The following is a 19,357-nucleotide window of genomic DNA, read 5'->3' as shown; positions in this document are numbered from 1 at the left end:
ACTCTATGTTGAAATTCGAGGTGATCCCGGTCACCCAGTTCGCCCAGAACTGCTCCCTCATCTGGTGTGACGAGACCCATCAGGCGGCCCTGATCGATCCGGGCGGCGAAGCGGACAAACTGCTGGCCACCATCGCCAAGCGCGGCCTGACCCTGACTCATATCCTGCTGACTCACGGTCATCTGGATCACGTCGGTGCCGCCGCCGAGCTGCGGGAAAAAACTGGCGTCGCCATTACCGGCCCCCACAAGGAGGACGCCTTCTGGCTCGACATGCTGCCCCAGCAGAGCCAGATGTTCGGCTTCGCCCATACCCCCGCCTTCACGCCGGATCGCTGGCTGGAGCAGGGTGACAAGGTGCAGATTGGCCAGTGCGAGCTGGAGGTCTACTTCTGCCCAGGCCACACCCCGGGCCATATCGTGCTGCTGAACCAGGCCGAAAAACTCGCCTGGGTTGGCGATGTGCTCTTTGCCGGCAGCATCGGCCGCACCGACTTCCCTCGTGGCGATCACGGCACGCTTATCAAGTCGATCACCGAAACCCTGCTGCCGCTGGGTGACGAGATCGTCTTTATCCCGGGCCACGGCCCCAGCTCCACCTTCGGCCGCGAGAAGGCGAGCAACCCCTACCTGACCCAGCCTATCTGGTGATCAAAAAAGGCAGCGGTGTTCCGCTGCCTTTTTCACTCTTACGCTATTCCCGCTGATACATGCCAAATTGATCGCTTGGCCAGATCGGCCACCCCATCATTGCCTCTCTCTGAATGTCGTCCAATAAAAAATCCCCACCCGAGGGTGAGGATTGATTTATAGGTGCAACACTCTGGTGGCTTATTGTGCCAGCAGGTGACCGACCAGCTCATGACGCCACCCTTGCAGCAGCATCGGTTTGTCGCTGCGAGCCCGCTCTTCGTCATTCATCCGCCAGCTCCAGGTGAAGTACTGGTGGATGATCTTCTTGCTGGCAATCAGCTCGGGCGGAATATTGCTCGCCTTGGCCTTCTCTTCCACCATGGCCTTGATGCGCTTGAGCTCGGCCTTGTACTGGGGGAAGTCCACCAGCCGGCGAATGGGCTCGGGCCAGCTGTCAGGATCGCTCTGCTGCGCCTTGGCGACGATATCGAGCATCCGCTTGCCGTGGATCTTGATCTCGATGGGCGAGAGGCCGAGCTCGTTGAGATCCCGCAGGGAGGCAGGACGACGCTCCGCCACCTTGAACAGGTGCAGCTCTTTCACCACAAAATTGAGGGCCAGGTCCCGGCGCACCGCCTCTTGCTGGCGCCAGGCGGCCAGCTCGCGCAGAATGGCGAGCTCGCGGCGACCCAGTTGCCAGGCGTTGACGATTTCAAGATATGCCTGACGGGGATCGCTACCCTGGGTCTTGCGGGCGGAGTGGTTCTGACACTCCTGCTCGAACCAGGCAAACTTGCCGCTTTCCCGCAGTTTGGCCATCACCTTCTCGTAGAGCGGCATCAGGTAGAAGACATCCGCTGCCGCGTATTCAAGCTGACGTGGCGTAAGCGGGCGGGCCAGCCAATCAGTGCGCGCTTGATCTTTTTCCAGCTCGACCCCGAGGAATTCATTCACCAGCGCACCAAAGCCGACCGAGACGCCGTAACCGAGGAAGGCGGTGGCCAGCTGGGTGTCGTGCATCTGGTTGGGCAGGTGGCCCGCCTGATGCTGGATAAGCTCCAGATCTTCGCCAGAGGCGTGCAGGATGGCGATCTGCCCTTCCCGGCCCAGTCGCTGCCAGAGGGCGGAGAGATCCAGCGTCAGCGGGTCCAGCAGCGCCAGATGCTCGCCGTCATAAACCTGGAACAGGCCAAGCTGGGGGTAGTAGGTACGGGTGCGAACGAATTCAGTATCGATAGCCAGGGGAACGTCGGCCAGAGAAGCGAGATACTGCTCAAGTTCGTCTTGCTGAGTGATAAGTTGATAGTGCATCTGTGCCTGCGCGGTTGATCAGGGCCAAAAAGAAAAAACCGTGGGATGACCCACGGTTTTGCATAACGACGGTGCTGGTTTGCAGAGGCTTCTGCAGCCGCAGTCCGGTTATTGCTTGGCAATCTCCTCGTCGCGCAGTACGCGGCGCAGGATCTTGCCCACATTGGTCTTGGGAAGTTCGTCACGAAATTCTACCAGTTTCGGCACCTTATAGGCAGTCAGATGTTTGCGGCAGTGGGCAATAATCTCGTCCTCCTGCAATTTTGCATCTTTCTTGACCACAAAGATCTTCACCAGCTCGCCGGAGACCTTGTGTGGCACGCCGACGGCAGCCACTTCCAGCACTTTCGGGTGCAAGGCAACGACATCTTCGATCTCGTTCGGATAGACGTTGAAACCGGAGACCAGGATCATGTCCTTCTTGCGGTCAACGATCTTGAAGAAACCCTGTTCGTCGCACACCGCGATATCACCGGTACAGAGCCAGCCATCCTGCATCACTTCGGCGGTCGCCTCGGGGCGCTGCCAGTAGCCAACCATCACCTGCGGGCCACGAACCTGCATTTCGCCCGGGGTGCCGAGGGAGTGGATCACCTGACCGTTGTCATCCACCAGCCGGATCTCGGTAGAGCAGACCGGCAGACCGATGGAGCCGTTGTAATCGGTCAGATCGTAGGGGCAGACGCTCACCAGTGGCGAACACTCGGTCAGGCCATAGCCTTCCAGCAGCGGAGTGTCGGTCAGTGTCTTCCACTTCTCCGCAACCGCGCGCTGCACCGCCATGCCGCCGCCGATGGTGAGCTTGAGCTTGTCAAAGGCGATCCCCTGAAACTCTTCGTTGTTGACAAGCGCATTGAACAGGGTGTTGACCCCGGTAATGCAGGTGAAGGGATACTTCTTGATCTCTTTGACAAAACCCGGAATGTCGCGCGGGTTGCTGATCAGCAGGTTGTAACCACCGATGCGCATAAAGAGCAGGCAGTTCACGGTCAGGGCAAAGACGTGATAGAGCGGCAGCGCGGTGACCACGAACTCCTTGCCGCGCTCCAGCATGGGGCCGTAGACGCCGAGGCACTGCTCGACGTTGGCAATCATGTTGCGATGGGTCAGCATGGCCCCTTTGGAGAGGCCGGTGGTGCCACCGGTGTACTGCAGGAAGGCGAGATCGTCGTTGGTGATCTCCGGCTTGATGTACTGCAGGAAACGCCCCTTGGAGAGGGCCTGACGCATGGTGGTAGCGTGGGGCAGATTGTATTTCGGCACCAGCTTCTTGACGTACTTGACCACGAAGTTGACCAGGGTGCCCTTGGCCAGCCCCAGGTTGTCCCCCATCCGGGTCAGGATAACGTGCTTGATCGGGGTGTCATAGACCACCTTTTCCAGGGTATGGGCGAAGTTGGAGACGATGACGATGGCCTTGGCACCGGAATCTTTGAGCTGATGCTCCAGCTCGCGCGGGGTATAGAGCGGGTTGACGTTGACCACGATCATGCCGGCGCGCAGGATGCCGAACACGGCGATGGGGTATTGCAGCAGGTTAGGCATCATCACCGCAACCCGATCCCCTTTCTCCAGCTTCAGCTCGTTTTGCAGGTAGGCAGCAAAGGCGCGGGACTGCTCTTCCAGCCGGCGGTAGGTGATGGTTTGGCCCATGTTGACGAAGGCGGGCTGATCGGCAAACTGGGTCACCGAGGATTCGAACATCTCGACCAGGGAGCTGTATTGGTCTGGATTGATCTCGGCGGGGACCCCTTCCGGATAACGTTTCAGCCAGACTTTTTCCACAAACTTCTCCTGCATAACTAGCACCTGTGCGCTCACTGTGTTGCCTCCGTCCCGGTTCACATCCATTTTAATCGGTTGTTTTAAGCTGATGCTCTAATGCCGCACATATTTACACAGTGCAACATCAATTAACAGCAAATTAACAACAGAAAAATGTGAGGGAGAAAACAAACCTGGAATTATTGAAAGCTGGCGATTCTACCGAACTTGACAAAACTTTACGATACAAACGGCCGTATCAACCGAATTTTCCATATGAAAATGGTGGTTTCCACCCAATATGACCCGCTCGATCTGCTGGAAGGCATCCTGACGGGCCTGCCATTGGGCTTCAAGCGCAGCAAAGCCCTGCTCCCCCTGAATCAACAGCACAGGACAACGGATAGCCGCCATCAATGCCCGAGCCTGCCCTTCACTCATTCGAAGGGGTGAAAGATCCCGCAAGCGGGGGTCGCTGCGCCAGTGCCAGCGCCCTGCCCTCATCTCAAGCTGCCGTTCACAGATAAGATGCGCCGCCTGCGGCGTGATATCCGCCACTTTGCAACGGGCGGCGACAGCCTCATCGATGGAGGCAAAGCCGTTGGCACTGCGCTCCCGGGTGCGGCTGCGGTTTAAAATTGCACGTCGCAGCTGGGCAGGTACCTCCTCATCGGGCTGGCTCAGCGGCCCCAGCCCCTCCAGCATGATCAACCGCTCCACCTGTTCGGGGAACACCCCGGCATAGGCGGAGGCGATCAGCGCCCCGAGGGAGTGACCGAGCAGAGTGAAACGCGACCACCCTGTCGCCTGCACGATCTGGTAGAGATCGTCCAGCCAGTCGACAAAGACATAAGGGGTGGTTTTGTGATCGGAGTGACCGTGCCCCGGCAGATCGATACAGATGAGGTGAAAATCACCTAGATGGGGCGCCAGCGGCAAGAAGCTGGCACTGTTGTCGAGCCAGCCGTGCAGGGCAATCAGCAGGGGTTTGCCCTGCTGAGCCTGATCCGCGAGTTGATTCTCAAGCAGGGCCACCTGCCGACCATCTGCCAAGGTGAGCTGACGTTCGTGCAGAGTGCTTTTGATGCCGTTGATCATGGCAAGCCTTAGCGACGCAGCGGCCGTCTCGGCCAGAAGGGATCATAGAAGGGGTCGTAGAAGTAGGGGTCCATATAGCGAACCTCTACTTCCTTGACTGGCGGCCACAGCTTGCTGCCCGTCACATTGAGCACCGAGAAGCGGTACTTGTGCTCGCCAATCTGGCTATCCACCGGTTGGCCTATGGTGCCAAGCACTGTCAGGCTGCGCCCCTTGGCGTAGAGGGTCGGATCGACAAAACCCTTCATGATGGCCAGAAAACGGCCCGGGCTCTGTTCGGTCTGCTCCGGCACACCGTTGGACTTGAGCGGCAGATAGACTACTTCAATAACGCTCTGATCCGCCTTGTTGTGCACCGCCGAGATAACGCCGCTCCAGCGGGCCGGTTTGCCCTCCATTCCGCCAAGGGCGGGTTGATAAGCCACCAGCTGGTTTTCTGGCTCATAGGCCAGCTCCTTGGGAACCGAGCTGCAGGCCCCGAGCAGCAGAGCCAGCGCCCCGACCACCATAGTGCGTTTCATCATGTCGATTCTGGTATTACGCATCATGTCACTCTCCTGTTGCCGGCGTGGCCCGTCGGGCCATCCGCTTTTATTGCAGCTGATGAGCGGCAAGAGCGACATGCTGTCAGTGCTCCTGCCCTTATTCGCGACCCGGCAGCTTTTTCCAGGTCACCTTGTCACGCAAATAGACCGGCGTTGCTTGTTCAACCGGTACCGCCTCCCCCGCCAACCAGGCGGCGCGGGCCAGCGGCAACATATCTTCTGCCGCCGGGAAGCGTACCTGACTCACCGCCAGCTCATCGGCCAGACCACTCAGAGTCTCACCATAGGTTTCAAAACCGGTGCCGACGCAGGTCACAGGGCCCGCCAGCTTGCCACGGACGTCAACCAGTGCCGCGGGCTCGCTCACCACCTCGTCCCCCACCAGCTGCATGCGGCCCTCAATTAGCTCATAGCGGCCGAAATAGACCTCGTTCATCCGCGCATCGATGGCGGTCAGCACCTGCTCGGCGCCATCCAGTCGATAGGCGCCTTGCGCCATGGCGGCCAGGGTCGAGATGCCAATCAGCGGCACACCCGCACCAAACGCCAGACCTTGCGCCACACTGATGCCGATCCGCACGCCGGTAAAGGAGCCCGGGCCGCGACCGAACGCAATGGCATCAAGGTCACTCAAACTTATCCCGGCATCCTCTAACACAGCCTGAACCATGGGCAGGATTTTTCGGGTGTGATCCCGTGGCGCCTCCTCCCAGCGGGAGAACAGCTTGTCACCCACCAGCAGGGCGGCGGAGCAGGCTTCGGTGGCGGTATCAACGGCCAGGATCTTCAACTCGTTCATGCTTTCCAATCTCTATAAAATCAGTCAATTACATAACCGGCAAGCGAGATATGCTCACCCGTTGTTCAAATCTGCTATCTGGCGGCACACTTATTCACCGCGTTCAGTGCGATCGAAAAAACTCCCCAACGTGCCCAACTCCCGGGTGCGAGGGATGGCGGGCAGACTCTTGATAAAGGTGGCGCCGTAAGGCTTGTTGACCATTCGTGGATCACAGATCACCAGTACCCCGTGATCACTGCGATCACGAATAAGCCGCCCAACCCCCTGCTTGAGGGCAATCACCGCCTTGGGCAACTGCAGCTCGGCGAAGGGATCACCCCCCTTGAGCTTGCAATCATCCACCCGCGCCTTGAGCAGCGGATCATCGGGGCTGGCAAACGGCAGTTTGTCGATGATAACACACGACAACGCCGCCCCTCGCACGTCGATCCCCTCCCAGAAGCTGCTGGTCGCCACCAGCACGGCACGGCCATTCTCGACAAACTCCTTGAGCAACCGCTGCTTGTTGTCCTCCCCCTGCAACAAGACGGTGCGACCAATTTCCCGGCGCAGCACCTCGGCCACCTGACGCATCACCTGATGGCTGGTGCAGAGGAAGAAACAGCCCCCCGGTGTCTTGTTGATAAGCGGGATCATCAGATTGGCCAGCTGCTCGCCACGACCAAAGGCGTTGGGCTCCGGCAGATAGCGGGGCACACAGAGCCGCGCCTGCTCGCCATAGTCGAACGGACTGTCGAGGATCAGCTCGGCGCTGCCCGCCAGCCCCAGCTCGGCCTTGAAGTGATCAAACCGCATATCCACCGTCAAGGTGGCCGAGGTAAAGACCCAGGCCACTTCCGGTCTTTGCACCTCGGCACTGAATCGCTCGGCCACCGACAGCGGCGTCAGATTGAGGGTGAAATGAAGCCGTGAGCAATCGTACCAGTAGGAGAAACCGGTCTGGTTGACCGCCAGCACTTCACCCAGGCGGGTGCGCAGTTCACTGATGCGCTCGAAGGCGTGATCCAGCTGCTCGCCACGGCCGAGAGCCAGTTTCAGCACCTCGTAGCAGAGCCCGATGGCATCGTTGAGACGAGCCAAGGCCTGCCCCCAGAGCGGCTGGCGCAGCATGTCGCGGGTATTGCCGCGACCGCCATCCACTCCGAAGGCAAGACGCAAATCCTGACTGGCGATAGCGAGCCGATCTGCCGCCTTGCCAAGCTGCGCCATGTCGTGGGCTTCGGCCCGATAGGCCAGCTGGATATCCTGCGCCAAATCCTGAATCGTTCGGCTGCCCACCGATTTGCCGAAGTAGTTGGTGGCGATCTCCGGCAACTGATGGGCTTCATCAAACACATAGACTTGTGCTTCCGGCACCAACTCACCAAATCCGGTGTCTTTCACCGCCATATCGGCGAAGAAGAGGTGATGGTTGATCACCACCACCTGGGCATCCATGGCGCGGCGTCGAGCCACCACCAGATGGCAGTCGTCGTAATAGGGGCAGTCGCGGCCGAGGCAATTGTCGTTGGTGCTGGTGACGTGGGCGAGGATCTCGGCGTTCTCTTGCAATCCTGGAATATCCCCCACATCGCCGTTATCAGTGGCGGTGGACCAGGATTTGACCTTCACCAGATCGTTCAGGATTTCAGGCTTTTGCAGATGGGATTCGCTCAAGAGCCGGTTCATCCGCTCGATGCAGAGATAGTTGCTGCGCCCTTTGAGCAGGGCCACCGGCGGGGTGTAGGAGAGCGCGCCGGTAATGGTCGGGAGATCCCGATAGAAAAGCTGCTCCTGCAGGTTCTTGGAGCCGGTGCTGATCACCACCCGCTTGCCGGATTCCAGCGCTGGCACCAGATAGGCGTAGGTCTTGCCGGTACCGGTTCCTGCCTCAACCAGCAGACGGCCACCACTCTTGATGGCGCGCGCGACCGCTTCGGCCATCTCCAGTTGGGGAGCGCGGGCTTTGAAACCGTCGATATGGCTGGCCAGAGGGCCATCTGGCTTGAACAGGGTCTGGATGGTCAAAAGGGCGTCCCGCAGCAAAAGCGGCCATTATGCCAAAAGCGCGGCAAAAGCGGGACAGATAATATGCCTAGACGAACAGATCGATCTGATGCTCGGGATCCGGCTTGTGATCGTCCTCCTCCGCCTTTGGCTGATCACGCTTGGCGGGCGTGTTATACGCCTGCTGGCGCTGCTGGGAGTCACTGTTGTCAGTGCTGGTCTTGCGCAGCTGGTGCTTTTTGCTGATCTGATTCACTTCCCGCTTGATCTCTTCGCTGCCGGGCGCAGCGGGCGCCCGGGGCAAAATGGGGAACAACAGGTCCTGGCTGGGCATGATGGCGACTCCTGCAGGGGTTATTGTCTAGTTATCGACCAGAAAACCGTTTTCGCCACTTTAATCGATCAAATCACAATTTCGGGTTGCATTTTCTGTCAAGGCAGGTAGTTTAAATCAGGCGTCAATTACGACATCTTATTTTGTAAAGGATTGATTACATGAAGTTCACCACCCTGAAGACTCATCACCACCATCATCATCCCGACTAGTCTTTCAGGAGGTTGACTGCTGGAAGACACTTAACTGGTGACTTCCAAAAGGACCGCAAGATTCATAAACCCTCGGAAGCACCCACTTCCGAGGGTTTTTTCGTTTTTGACTAGAAGGAAATCGAGCAATGGAAACACAACGTCTGCGTATCGCCATGCAAAAGTCCGGTCGTCTGAGCCAGGACTCCCAAGCCCTGTTCAAGAGCTGTGGCCTGAAAATCAACCTGCGCGAGCAGCGACTTATCGCCCATGTCGAGAACATGCCCATCGATATCCTGCGGGTGCGTGATGACGACATCCCAGGTCTGGTGATGGAAGGGGTGGTCGACCTTGGCATCATCGGCGAGAACGTGCTGGAAGAGGTGCAGCTTATTCGTGCCTCCCAAGGCCTCCCCTTCGAGGTCAAAACCCTCAAGCAGCTGGACTTTGGTGGCTGCCGCCTCTCGCTGGCGGTACCGGAAGATGTGACCTATACAGGGCCACAAAGTCTGGCGGGTAAGCGCATCGCCACCTCCTACCCCGGGCTGCTCAAACGCTTCTTTGACGAAAGGGGGCTCGGCTTCAAGAGCGTGATGCTGGGCGGCTCGGTGGAAGTGGCACCCCGCGCGGGTCTCGCCGATGCCATCTGCGATCTGGTCTCCACCGGCGCGACCCTGGAAGCTAATGGCCTCAAAGAGGTGGAGGTGATCTACCGCTCCAAAGCGGTGCTGGTCCAGGCCCCCAACCCCTTGTCCGATGCCAAGCAGAAGCTTATCGACAAACTGCTGCCCCGCATTCAGGGGATGCAGCAGGCGCGCGAGAGCAAGTACATCATGCTGCACGCCCCCAAAGACAAGCTCGATGCCATCACCGATCTGCTGCCGGGTGCCGAGCGCCCCACCATCATGCAACTGGCCGGTGACACCAATCAGGTGGCGCTGCACGTCGTCTCCAGCGAGACCCTGTTCTGGGAGACCATGGAGCAGCTCAAGGCCCTCGGTGCCAGCTCCATTCTGGTGCTGCCCATCGAAAAAATGATGGAATAAGGAAGGGATATCATGCAGACCCTGATCTGGAAGACCCTCTCCCCCGCCCAGCAGGCCGACGTGCTGACCCGACCGGCCTTGAGTGACGAGGCGGATATCGGCGCCGTGGTGCGAGATATCATCGCCGCGGTGCGCAGCCGTGGCGACGAGGCCCTGCGCGAGCTGAGCCTGCGCTTCGAGCGCGCCCCCCGTAAGCAGTTGCGCGTCAGCGAAGATGAGATTGAAGCTGCCTGCGCGCGGCTGGATGACGACATCAAAAATGCCATCGAAGCGGCCATTGCCAACATTCGCACCTTCCACGCAGCCCAAATGCAGCCAGTGGTACGGGTAGAAACCCAGCCCGGGGTGGTGTGCGAGCTGCGCACCCAGCCCATCAGTCGGGTCGGCCTCTATGTGCCGGGGGGCAGCGCGCCGCTCCCCTCCACCGTGATGATGCTGGCCATTCCGGCACGCTTAGCCGGTTGCCGTGAAGTGGTGCTCTGCACCCCGTCCCCCGCCAGCGACGAGATCCTGTTTGCCGCCCGCGCCTGCGGCGTCGAGAAGGTGTTCGCCATCGGCGGCGCCCAGGCCATCGCCGCCATGGCGTACGGCACAGAGAGCATTCCCAAAGTGGACAAGATCTTCGGCCCGGGCAACGCCTATGTGACCGAAGCCAAGGGGCAGGTTTCCCGCGACTGGCGCGGCGCTGCCATCGACATGCCCGCCGGCCCCTCCGAGGTGCTGGTGATTGCCGACGAGAGCGCCAACCCCGCCTTCGTGGCGGCGGATCTGCTCTCCCAGGCCGAGCACGGCCCCGACAGCCAAGTGGTGCTGGTCACCACCTCGCCGCTGCTGGCCGACGCCATCGCAGGAGAAATCAAGAGCCAGCTGACCAAGCTGAGCCGCCGCGATATCGCCGCGCAGGCGCTCGGCAGCAGTCTGGTGATCCTCTGTGACGATCTGGCCGAGGCGTGTGCCATCTCCAACGCCTACGCGCCGGAACACCTGATCGTGCAGACCCAAGCCCCCCGCGATCTGCTGGATAAACTCGAGAACGCCGGTTCCATCTTTCTGGGAGCATGGACCCCCGAGTCGGTCGGCGATTACGCCAGCGGCACCAACCACACCCTGCCCACCTACGGCTATGCCCGCACCTGCTCCAGCCTTGGCCTCGCCGATTATCAGCGCCGCTACACGGTGCAGGAGCTGAGCGAGCGCGGTATTCAGGGCCTTGGCCCTATCGTCGAGCGTATCGCCCAAGCCGAGGGGCTCGATGGCCACAAAAATGCCGTGACGCTGAGATTGAACGCCCTGGCCGCCGCACCCCAACCAACAGCACAGCAGAAGGATTTGTCATGAGCATTGCCAATCTGGCGCGCCGCGTGGTGCGGGCCCTCACCCCCTATCAATCCGCTCGCCGCATCGGCGGCAAGGGCCACGTCTGGCTCAACGCCAATGAGGCGCCACAGGCCTATCCCTTTACCATCGAGGGGAGCCGCCTCAACCGCTACCCCGAGTGCCAACCGGCCGAGGTGGTGAACGGCTATGCCGCCTACGCCGGGGTCAATCCGGATCAGGTGCTGGTGAGCCGCGGCGCCGATGAGGCCATTGAGCTGCTTATTCGCACCTTCTGCGAAGCGGGTGAAGATCAGATCCTCATCTGCCCGCCCACCTACGGCATGTACGCCATCAGCGCCGAGACCTGTGGCGTCGGCATCGTCGAGCAGCCGCTAACCGCCAGCCGCCAGCCGGACTGGCCCGCCATCGCGGACCGTCTGTCTGATGTGAAACTGGTATTTCTCTGCTCCCCCAACAACCCCACCGGGGATCTGGTGGGTCGCGACGGCCTTATCGCCCTGCTGGAAAAAGCTCGGGATCGCGCCATCGTGGTGGTGGACGAAGCCTATATCGAGTTCTGCCCGGAAGCGTCCGTGGTGGACCTACTGGCCCGCTTCCCCAATCTGGTGGTGACCCGCACCCTCTCCAAAGCCTTTGCCCTGGCGGGGATCCGCTGCGGCTTTACGCTGGCAAGCCCCGAGGTGATCGCCATGCTAGCCAAGGTGATCGCCCCCTATCCCATCCCCGAGCCCATCGCCCAGATCGCGGCGCAGGCCCTCTCCCCCATGGGGCTGGAGCTGATGCGCGAGCGAGTAATAGAGCTCAACAAGCAAAAAGCTGCCTTCAAGGCAGAGCTGACAACGCTTGCCTGCGTGAAGGAAGTATTCGAGGACAAGGGCAACTTCGTGCTGGTGCGCTTTGTGGATGGCGCCGCCGTCTTTGCTGCCATGAAGGCCGCCGGCATCATTCTGCGGGATTTCTCCAGCAAGCCGGGTCTGGACAACAGCATTCGCGTCACCATCGGCTATCAGGGCGAGATGGATGCCGTGCTGGCGGTACTGCGTGATCAGCCCTCTCCCACTTTGTAAGACAAGGATGTAGCGATGAAGACCCCGTTTTTGTTTATCGACCGCGACGGCACCCTGATTGAAGAGCCGGTGACCGACAAGCAGGTAGATAGCCTCGCCAAACTGCGCTTCGAGCCCATGGTCATTCCGGTGCTGCGCGAGTTACAGGCCGCTGGCTATGTGCTGGTGATGGTGACCAATCAGGATGGGCTGGGCACCGCCAGCCTGCCGCTGGAGAACTTCCAGCCACCCCACGACCTGATGATGCACCTGTTTGAATCGCAAGGGGTGAACTGGGAGCAGGTGCTGATCTGTCCGCACTTCCCCACCGACGGCTGCAGCTGCCGCAAACCCCACCTCGGGCTGGTAAAGGAGTACCTCGCCTCGGGTCGTATCGACTTTGCCAACTCCTTCGTTATTGGCGATCGCCAGACCGATCTGCAGCTTGCCGAGAATATGGGCATTGGCGGTATTCGCTACCACCCGCAAGATCACGACTGGCTCGCCATTCGTGATCAGCTGTTGTCCAAGGGACGCGTAGCCTCGGTGGAACGCTACACCAAGGAAACCCGTATTCAGGTGGCGCTGGATTTGGACAAGAGCGGCGGCAACCAGATCGCCACCGGCATCGGCTTCTTTGATCACATGCTGGATCAAATTGCCACCCACGCCGGTTTCCAGCTCAAGCTAAACGTCAGCGGCGATCTGCATATCGACGATCACCACACGGTGGAAGACGTCGGACTGGCGCTGGGTCAGGCGCTGCGTCAGGCCCTTGGCAACAAGCGCGGTATCGGCCGTTTCGGCTTCGTGCTGGCGATGGACGAGGTACAGGCGGTGATCGATGCGCGTCCGCTGACCGAGCAGGAAGTGAGCACAGCACTGGATCTCAGCGGTCGCCCCTACTTCGTGTTTGACTGCCCGAGCGGCTTTGGCCGCGACAACGTGGGCGAGATGGCCACCGAGATGGTGCCCCACTTCTTCCGCTCGCTGTCGGACGCCATGGCCATCACATTGCAGATGAAGGTGGGCAGCGGCAACACCCACCATCAGGTGGAAGCACTGTTCAAAGGCTTTGGCCGCGCCCTGCGTCAGGCCATTCGGGTGGAAGGGATCGAGCTTCCCTCCAGCAAGGGAGTGCTGTGATGGATGTGAGCAAGCAGAAGCTGGTCATTATCGATACCGGCTGCGCGAATCTGGCCTCGGTCAGAATGGCGTTCGAACGCCTCGGTGTGCAGCCGCTGGTCTCCAGCGTGGCGGCCGATATCGAGCAGGCGGACAAGCTGATCCTGCCCGGTGTCGGCACCGCGGTGGCCGCCATGAAGAACCTCAATGAGCGGGGGCTGGTACCGCTCATTCGCGCCGCCAAGCAGCCGCTGCTGGGCTTTTGCCTCGGCATGCAGATGCTGGCGGAGGCCTCCGAAGAGAGCATGAGTGCCGATGGCAGTGAAGGCGATCTCATCGACTGCCTTGGCATAGTGCCGGGCAAGATCCGGCTGATGGAGGTCGGCACCTTACACCAGTCAAGCATGCGCCTGCCCCATATGGGCTGGAACCAGATTGAGCACGACGAGACCCATCCTCTGCTTAAGGGGATCCCGAGCGGCAGCTACTTCTATTTCGTGCACTCCTATGCGCTGGAGGTAACCGAAGCGACGCTGGCGACCTGCGACTACGGCAAGCCTTTCACCGCGATTGTCGCCCGTGACAACTTCTTTGGCGCCCAATTCCACCCGGAGCGCTCAGGCGCAGCCGGTGCCCGTTTGCTGCAAAATTTTCTGGAGCTGTGACTAGCATGATCATTCCCGCAATTGACCTTATCAACGGTCAGGTAGTTCGCCTCTATCAGGGGGACTACGACCAGAAGACCGAATACAGCAGCAGCCCGCAGGCCCGCTTCGATGAATATGTCTCCCAGGGGGCGGTGCAGCTCCATCTGGTGGATCTGGACGGGGCCAAGGATGCCAAGGCGCGCCAGTTGCCCCTGCTGACCCAACTGCTGTCAGCCACCGAAGCACCGGTGCAGGTCGGCGGAGGCGTGCGTACCGATCAGGATGTGGCAGATCTGCTGGCCGCCGGTGCCAGCCGGGTGGTGATTGGCTCCACCGCCGTCAAATCCCCGGATCTGGTGGCGAGCTGGATGGAGAAATATGGCCCCGAGCAGATCGTGCTGGCGCTGGACGTCAATATCGATGAGCAGGGCAATCGCCATATCGCGGTGGCAGGCTGGCAGGAGAACAGCGGCGTGACCATCGAGGCGCTGATCGAGCGCTTCCTCCCCGCCGGGCTCAAGCATGTGCTCTGCACCGACATCAGCCGTGACGGCACCCTGGCTGGCACCAACGTCGAGCTTTATCGTGATCTCTGCGCCCGCTACCCGAGCGTCGCCTTTCAGGCCTCCGGCGGCATTGGCGGCATCGCGGATATCGAGGCGCTCAAGGGCTCCGGCGTCAAGGGGATCATCCTTGGTCGCGCCCTGCTGGAAGGCAAGTTCTCGGTAGGTGACGCCATCGCCTGCTGGCAAGCGCCCGCAGCCGATACCAGAGGAGGCAACTGATGCTGGCAAGACGCATTATCCCCTGCCTCGACGTGAAAGATGGCGTGGTGGTCAAGGGGGTGCAGTTTCGCAATCACGAGGTGATGGGCGGCATTGTCGAACTGGCGCGCCGCTACGCCGAAGAGGGCGCTGACGAGCTGGTGTTCTATGACATCACCGCCTCCAGCGATGCGCGGGTAGTGGACAAGAGCTGGGTGAGCCGGGTAGCGGAGGTGATAGATATTCCCTTCTGTGTCGCCGGTGGCATCAAGAGCGTCGAAGATGCCCGCCAGATCCTCGAATTTGGCGCCGACAAGGTCTCCATCAACTCTCCGGCCCTGGCCGACCCGCCCCTGATCAGCCGACTGGCCGAGCGCTTTGGCGTGCAGTGCGTGGTGGTGGGCATTGACTCCTACTTCGACGCCGACACGGGCCACTATCAGGTCAAACAGTTTACCGGTGACGAGAGTCGCACCCGCACCACCGCCTGGCACACCCTCGATTGGGTGCAGGAGGTGCAAAAGCGCGGCGCAGGTGAAATCGTGCTGAACGTGATGAATCAGGACGGCATGCGTCAGGGTTATGATCTCGAACAGCTCAAGCTGGTGCGCAGCGCCTGCAAGGTGCCACTGATTGCCTCCGGCGGCGCCGGTGCCATGGCGCACTTTCGCGATGCCTTTACCCTCGCCGATGTTGACGGGGCGCTGGCCGCCTCTGTGTTCCACAAGGGCCTTATCCCCATTCCCGAATTGAAACGCTGGCTGAAAAACGAAGGAGTCGCCATCCGTGAATAACTTCTCTGATAACACACAAACAACCGCAAGCGCGCGCCCCCTTGCCGATCAGCTCGACTGGGAAAAATGCGACGGCATGATCCCTGCCATCGTCCAGCACGCCGCCAGCGGCGAGGTGCTGATGCAGGGCTTTATGACCCGTGAAGCGCTGGAGAAGACCCAGACTACCGGTCAGGTCACCTTCTTTAGCCGCAGCAAACAGCGGCTCTGGACCAAGGGCGAAAGCTCGGGCAACGTGCTCCAACTCGTCGCCATCAGCACCGACTGCGATCAGGACTCCCTGCTGATCGCCGCCAACCCCGTCGGCCCCACCTGCCACAAGGGCACTACCTCCTGCTTTAACGGCCACCCGGTGCCACCACTCGGTTTTCTGGCAGAGCTGGAACAGGTGCTGGCCGCCCGCAAAGGGGCCGATCCGGCCACCAGCTACACCGCCAGCCTCTATGGCAAGGGCACCAAGCGCATCGCCCAGAAGGTAGGTGAAGAGGGTGTTGAAGTGGCGCTGGCCGCCATGGCCAAGGATCGGGAGGAGCTCATCAACGAATCCGCCGATCTGCTCTACCACCTGACCGTACTGCTGCAAAACGAAGGACTCGGATTAAAGGATGTCGTTCAGCGGCTTTATGAGCGGCACAATAAATAAACTGATAATAAAGCCGGGATTTCCCGGCTTTATTTAGTCAAGATGCACAGCCAGCTCAACTAAATTTTTATACGTTGTTAAACGTCGCTCCAATAGTGAGAGTTCCTTTTCTGCCAAAATAGTATTTTCTTCTACAGTCAAATTTCGCATTCGCTTAACACAATCTTTTGCTAACGTGATAAAACGATATGAACACTCATCATCTGAAGTCGATTTTAATAGACTTCCATAAGAAATGGCTAACATATTTTTTAATGAAACCATATATATTCCATCTATAAAAGGATTTAGATATCGTTCATGATCGACATCCTCAATATAACTTCCTATTGCACTCCCTGCTTTTATAAAACATTGAAAATGTTGTTCTTCATACTCACTTGTAAGAGTATTGAAACCTTTTAGCTTAGGATGGTTATCTGTCGTAGGCATTTTGCCATCCGCTACAGCCCGATAATCTTCATTATTTTTCTCGCATAGAGAGAACAGATAGACAAGAAAAATCAGATTTAATGTGCAACCTTCGTAATTAACGATGGAAGCAATCGTTCGGTCCAACACTTGCTCTGTTCTTCTTAAGCTCAATGAAAAATGATCACAGACAGCTGTTAATACATTTACCAACACTTGACTATCAGTTATTTTCGGCCATGCATTGATATGCTCAAAATGCAATTTTTTATCTACAATTGCCTGCTGAATAAACTCTCGTCGAGAGATACTGCCTAACGTAAATCGTCTATGAAAAAATCGGCCAAGATAACTTTCTGCATCAAAACCATCGCCATAAATGACCTTGATAGCATGCTGTAACTGCTCGGTATCGGTTGCAAGTACAAACACCACGCCGCGAATATCAAAAATATGTTTTATGGTCTCCAGCATTTCTACCGCATAGGAGGGGCGACAGCGATCCAGCTCATCAATCAGAATAAAGGCGGGATAGTCCAATCGACCTTGGCCATCCAATTGGTCTAAGTTTGCTGAAACCGCAGCTTCAACCCATTGCCGAATTTCTTGTTTAAGATACTGGATAGATTCATAACGCTCTTTGTGATTGCTACAAAGCGTATCAACCAGCTTATCTGCATCTTCGCCTTCCACAGAAAAATCACTATCTTCCCATCCAGCTTTTTTAATGGCTGACTTGAGCACCAATTTTCCGCCCACCTTTAGCAAACCCAATAGTTTGGACTTGATGCCATCAGGTATTGAAACCTTATTTCCTGTTGCATCTCTCAATTGCTCGATAATCGACGAGATAACCGTCAATAAGGGATCATCGGAAAAGTCCTGCTGCCAAGCATCGATATAGACAGTGGGATAGTGCGCTTTCAGCTCCATATACCAACGCTTGATAAACCAGGTTTTACCCGCCCCCCACTCGGCATTGAGATTGAGCACATAGTTGCGCTGCGTGCCTTCGGCTGCGAGGTAGTTGGTCAGAAACTCGGCATAGCGGGCACGTTCCAGCCGATCACCAGCCAACTCTTCACCGCCCGCAATGGCCCCCGGCCCGTCCCACTGAACTGCGTCATCCCAATTAAACGGTGCCACTGCCATCTCGTATCTCTCCTTATTACGTTGCTGAGGATGATATCAGGGGCACAGTGAAAATAGTTTGATTAAAGACCTGTTTGTTGCCCTTTCTGCCGCTCGGGCTGGCGTATTTGACTGCCGGGCAATTGCTCTGCTGCTGGCCCACGATGCCGGGCCGATATAGGTGGGACGGTTATCTGCATAGCCACGGACTCAGTTGATTTCCTTTGACCACACCAACGATGACAATCGTGTGACATGGCGCAGAACTTGCGGAAATAAACACGAAATATGGCCTGTTCAGTGCTTAATTTAAACCGTTGGTACATATATTCGCGCTGTATACAACGATGCCCTTAACCAAGGATGGCTAGCCCCATGAAGGATGAACCCTTCTCTATCCAGTTACAGCATGAGCTGGATCACCTCAAAGCCATCTTCAACGAGACGGACGCCTACATGTTTACCAAGGATCTGGCGGGCCGTTACACCTATGCCAATCAGGCGGTGCTGGATCTCTTTGGCTGCACCCTCGCCGAGTTGCAGGGGCAGGATGATCGGGCCTTTTTTGATCTCGAATTCTCCGACACCATTCAACGCAACGACCGGTTGGTACTGGAGCAGCAACTCGCCATCGCCCAGGAGGAGATCAACTACCTCAAATCCACCGGGGAAAAGCGCTGCTACTGGACCGTTAAAAAGCCCATCCATGACAAGGATGGCAACCTGATCGGTCTGTGCGGCATCTCCACCGATATCACCGAACACAAGCTGATTGAGGCCCGCATGGCGGAGCAGCATCAGCTGCTGGAAATCATCCTCGCCAACGTGGATGCCCATATCTATATGAAGGACAGCCTGCACCGCTTTCTCTACGTCAACCAAAAGGTCGCCGATCTGCTGGGCCTTCCTGCCGAGCAGATCATCAATCGGCGCGATGATGAGGTGATCCCGGCTGCCAGCGCCTGCCAGCTGTGGCGACTGGACAACCGGGTATTCGAAACCGGCGAGCTGCAAGCCGGGGAAGAGATGCTGACCGATCCCGAAGGAAATCAGCACTACTACTGGTCGGTCAAGGTGCCCTTTCTGCTGGGGGATGGCACCCCGACCCTGATCGGTATTTCCTCCGACATTACCGAACTGCACCAGCTCAAGGAACAGTTGCACCAGCAGTCGGTGCGCGATGGCCTCACCGGTCTCTACAACCGCCGTTTCTTTTTCGAACTGTGTGAGAAGAACCTCAGTCTGGACATGCGCCACCACCTCACCTCGGTGCTGATGGTGCTGGATGTGGATCAGTTCAAGTGCATCAACGATCGCTTCGGTCACCCCCTTGGGGATAGCGCGCTGATGCATCTGGGCAGGGTGATGCAATCGGTGCTGCGCAGCGAAGATGTGCTGGCCCGCATCGGCGGTGACGAGTTTGCCATCTTGCTGCCCAACACCACCCTCTCGGCCGCCGCATCACTGGCCGAGCGACTGCGCCTGCAGGTGATGCAAAGCCCGCTCCCCCTGCCCGATGGGGATAAGCTGGTCATCACCATCAGCGCCGGACTGGTGGAAAATGGCGAGGGGGAGCTGATGGAGAGCCTCTACGCCCGCGCCGATCAGATGCTCTATCAGGCCAAACAGAGCGGCCGCAACTGCGTTGCCTGCAAGGCTCCCTAGCACACCACGGGAGGGCCCGCAGCCCTCCAGCTCCCTCGTATCTCCCTCCTATGAATGGCTGTGCTGGCTCCTTACGAACAGGCT

18 protein-coding genes and 1 other annotated feature are annotated in these 19,357 nt (G+C 58.6%); of the genes, 10 read left to right on the top strand and 8 right to left on the bottom strand.

Annotated elements, in window-relative coordinates; all coding sequences use genetic code 11:
- Positions 1 to 5: 5 nt before the first annotated feature.
- Positions 6 to 650 (top strand): MBL fold metallo-hydrolase, encoded by a 645-nt coding sequence (locus tag AB5Y99_RS05765; RefSeq protein ID WP_368208988.1) that lies wholly within the window; start codon positions 6 to 8, stop codon positions 648 to 650.
- Between the two features lie 180 nt (positions 651 to 830).
- Here AB5Y99_RS05765 and rnd read toward each other — a convergent pair whose 3' ends face one another.
- The 7 genes from rnd to AB5Y99_RS05730 all read right to left on the bottom strand — a co-directional run bounded on the left by rnd (position 831) and on the right by AB5Y99_RS05730 (position 8,472).
- Positions 831 to 1,943, bottom strand: coding sequence for a ribonuclease D (gene rnd / locus AB5Y99_RS05760; protein WP_204418996.1), 1,113 nt, complete (start codon positions 1,941 to 1,943; stop codon positions 831 to 833).
- 108 nt (positions 1,944 to 2,051) lie between these two features.
- A complete protein-coding gene (gene fadD, locus AB5Y99_RS05755; RefSeq protein WP_204420633.1) occupies positions 2,052 to 3,728 on the bottom strand; it encodes a long-chain-fatty-acid--CoA ligase FadD in 1,677 nt (558 codons plus the stop codon).
- A gap of 198 nt (positions 3,729 to 3,926) precedes the next feature.
- Complete coding sequence (locus AB5Y99_RS05750; protein WP_368208986.1) at positions 3,927 to 4,805, bottom strand: alpha/beta fold hydrolase; 879 nt, start codon at positions 4,803 to 4,805, stop codon at positions 3,927 to 3,929.
- Between the two features lie 8 nt (positions 4,806 to 4,813).
- The gene (locus tag AB5Y99_RS05745; protein ID WP_019446435.1) at positions 4,814 to 5,329 is read right to left on the bottom strand and encodes a Slp family lipoprotein; all 516 of its coding nucleotides are present in this window, start codon (positions 5,327 to 5,329) and stop codon (positions 4,814 to 4,816) included.
- Positions 5,330 to 5,447: 118 nt separating this feature from the next.
- The gene (gene tsaB / locus AB5Y99_RS05740; protein ID WP_368208984.1) at positions 5,448 to 6,149 is read right to left on the bottom strand and encodes a tRNA (adenosine(37)-N6)-threonylcarbamoyltransferase complex dimerization subunit type 1 TsaB; all 702 of its coding nucleotides are present in this window, start codon (positions 6,147 to 6,149) and stop codon (positions 5,448 to 5,450) included.
- A 90-nt stretch (positions 6,150 to 6,239) separates the two neighbouring features.
- Positions 6,240 to 8,159, bottom strand: a complete 1,920-nt coding sequence (locus AB5Y99_RS05735; RefSeq protein WP_005345619.1) for an ATP-dependent DNA helicase — start codon at positions 8,157 to 8,159, stop codon at positions 6,240 to 6,242.
- Positions 8,160 to 8,226: 67 nt separating this feature from the next.
- A complete protein-coding gene (locus tag AB5Y99_RS05730; RefSeq protein ID WP_101324750.1) occupies positions 8,227 to 8,472 on the bottom strand; it encodes a hypothetical protein in 246 nt (81 codons plus the stop codon).
- A 187-nt stretch (positions 8,473 to 8,659) separates the two neighbouring features.
- Positions 8,660 to 8,784: a sequence feature (His leader region), on the top strand.
- Positions 8,785 to 8,812: 28 nt separating this feature from the next.
- Between AB5Y99_RS05730 and hisG the strand changes: the two genes are divergently transcribed.
- From hisG to hisIE, 8 genes are read left to right on the top strand one after another with little or no spacing between them, the layout of a single operon-like run.
- Positions 8,813 to 9,709: an ATP phosphoribosyltransferase gene (gene hisG / locus AB5Y99_RS05725; RefSeq protein WP_307894932.1), complete on the top strand. Its 897-nt coding sequence runs from the start codon at positions 8,813 to 8,815 to the stop codon at positions 9,707 to 9,709.
- A gap of 12 nt (positions 9,710 to 9,721) precedes the next feature.
- Positions 9,722 to 11,047: a histidinol dehydrogenase gene (gene hisD, locus AB5Y99_RS05720; RefSeq protein WP_368208982.1), complete on the top strand. Its 1,326-nt coding sequence runs from the start codon at positions 9,722 to 9,724 to the stop codon at positions 11,045 to 11,047.
- The gene (gene hisC / locus AB5Y99_RS05715) at positions 11,044 to 12,114 is read left to right on the top strand and encodes a histidinol-phosphate transaminase (protein WP_368208980.1); all 1,071 of its coding nucleotides are present in this window, start codon (positions 11,044 to 11,046) and stop codon (positions 12,112 to 12,114) included. The genes hisD and hisC overlap by 4 nt, the downstream gene beginning before the upstream one ends.
- Positions 12,115 to 12,129: 15 nt before the next feature.
- Positions 12,130 to 13,239 (top strand): bifunctional histidinol-phosphatase/imidazoleglycerol-phosphate dehydratase HisB, encoded by a 1,110-nt coding sequence (gene hisB / locus AB5Y99_RS05710; RefSeq protein WP_368208978.1) that lies wholly within the window; start codon positions 12,130 to 12,132, stop codon positions 13,237 to 13,239.
- Positions 13,239 to 13,883, top strand: a complete 645-nt coding sequence (gene hisH, locus AB5Y99_RS05705; RefSeq protein WP_236341640.1) for an imidazole glycerol phosphate synthase subunit HisH — start codon at positions 13,239 to 13,241, stop codon at positions 13,881 to 13,883. Before hisB ends, hisH begins: the two co-directional genes overlap by 1 nt.
- Before the next feature lie 5 nt (positions 13,884 to 13,888).
- Positions 13,889 to 14,650 (top strand): 1-(5-phosphoribosyl)-5-[(5-phosphoribosylamino)methylideneamino]imidazole-4-carboxamide isomerase, encoded by a 762-nt coding sequence (gene hisA / locus AB5Y99_RS05700; RefSeq protein ID WP_368208976.1) that lies wholly within the window; start codon positions 13,889 to 13,891, stop codon positions 14,648 to 14,650.
- Positions 14,650 to 15,423: an imidazole glycerol phosphate synthase subunit HisF gene (gene hisF / locus AB5Y99_RS05695; RefSeq protein WP_368208974.1), complete on the top strand. Its 774-nt coding sequence runs from the start codon at positions 14,650 to 14,652 to the stop codon at positions 15,421 to 15,423. The genes hisA and hisF overlap by 1 nt, the downstream gene beginning before the upstream one ends.
- Positions 15,416 to 16,066: a bifunctional phosphoribosyl-AMP cyclohydrolase/phosphoribosyl-ATP diphosphatase HisIE gene (gene hisIE / locus AB5Y99_RS05690; RefSeq protein WP_368208973.1), complete on the top strand. Its 651-nt coding sequence runs from the start codon at positions 15,416 to 15,418 to the stop codon at positions 16,064 to 16,066. The genes hisF and hisIE overlap by 8 nt, the downstream gene beginning before the upstream one ends.
- A 33-nt stretch (positions 16,067 to 16,099) precedes the next feature.
- Here the strand turns inward: hisIE and AB5Y99_RS05685 are convergent, their stop codons facing one another.
- The gene (locus AB5Y99_RS05685) at positions 16,100 to 17,629 is read right to left on the bottom strand and encodes a P-loop NTPase fold protein (protein ID WP_330124199.1); all 1,530 of its coding nucleotides are present in this window, start codon (positions 17,627 to 17,629) and stop codon (positions 16,100 to 16,102) included.
- 354 nt (positions 17,630 to 17,983) lie between these two features.
- Here AB5Y99_RS05685 and AB5Y99_RS05680 point away from each other — a divergent pair, with 354 nt between their 5' ends.
- Positions 17,984 to 19,273 (top strand): sensor domain-containing diguanylate cyclase, encoded by a 1,290-nt coding sequence (locus AB5Y99_RS05680; protein ID WP_236095558.1) that lies wholly within the window; start codon positions 17,984 to 17,986, stop codon positions 19,271 to 19,273.
- Positions 19,274 to 19,357 lie beyond the last annotated feature (84 nt).

The sequence above is a fragment of the Aeromonas sp. R4-2 genome (assembly GCF_040908295.1).
Taxonomy (GTDB): domain Bacteria; phylum Pseudomonadota; class Gammaproteobacteria; order Enterobacterales; family Aeromonadaceae; genus Aeromonas; species Aeromonas veronii.
Note: the sequence above shows the minus strand (reverse complement) of the source record. Positions and strands in the feature narration are given on the sequence as shown.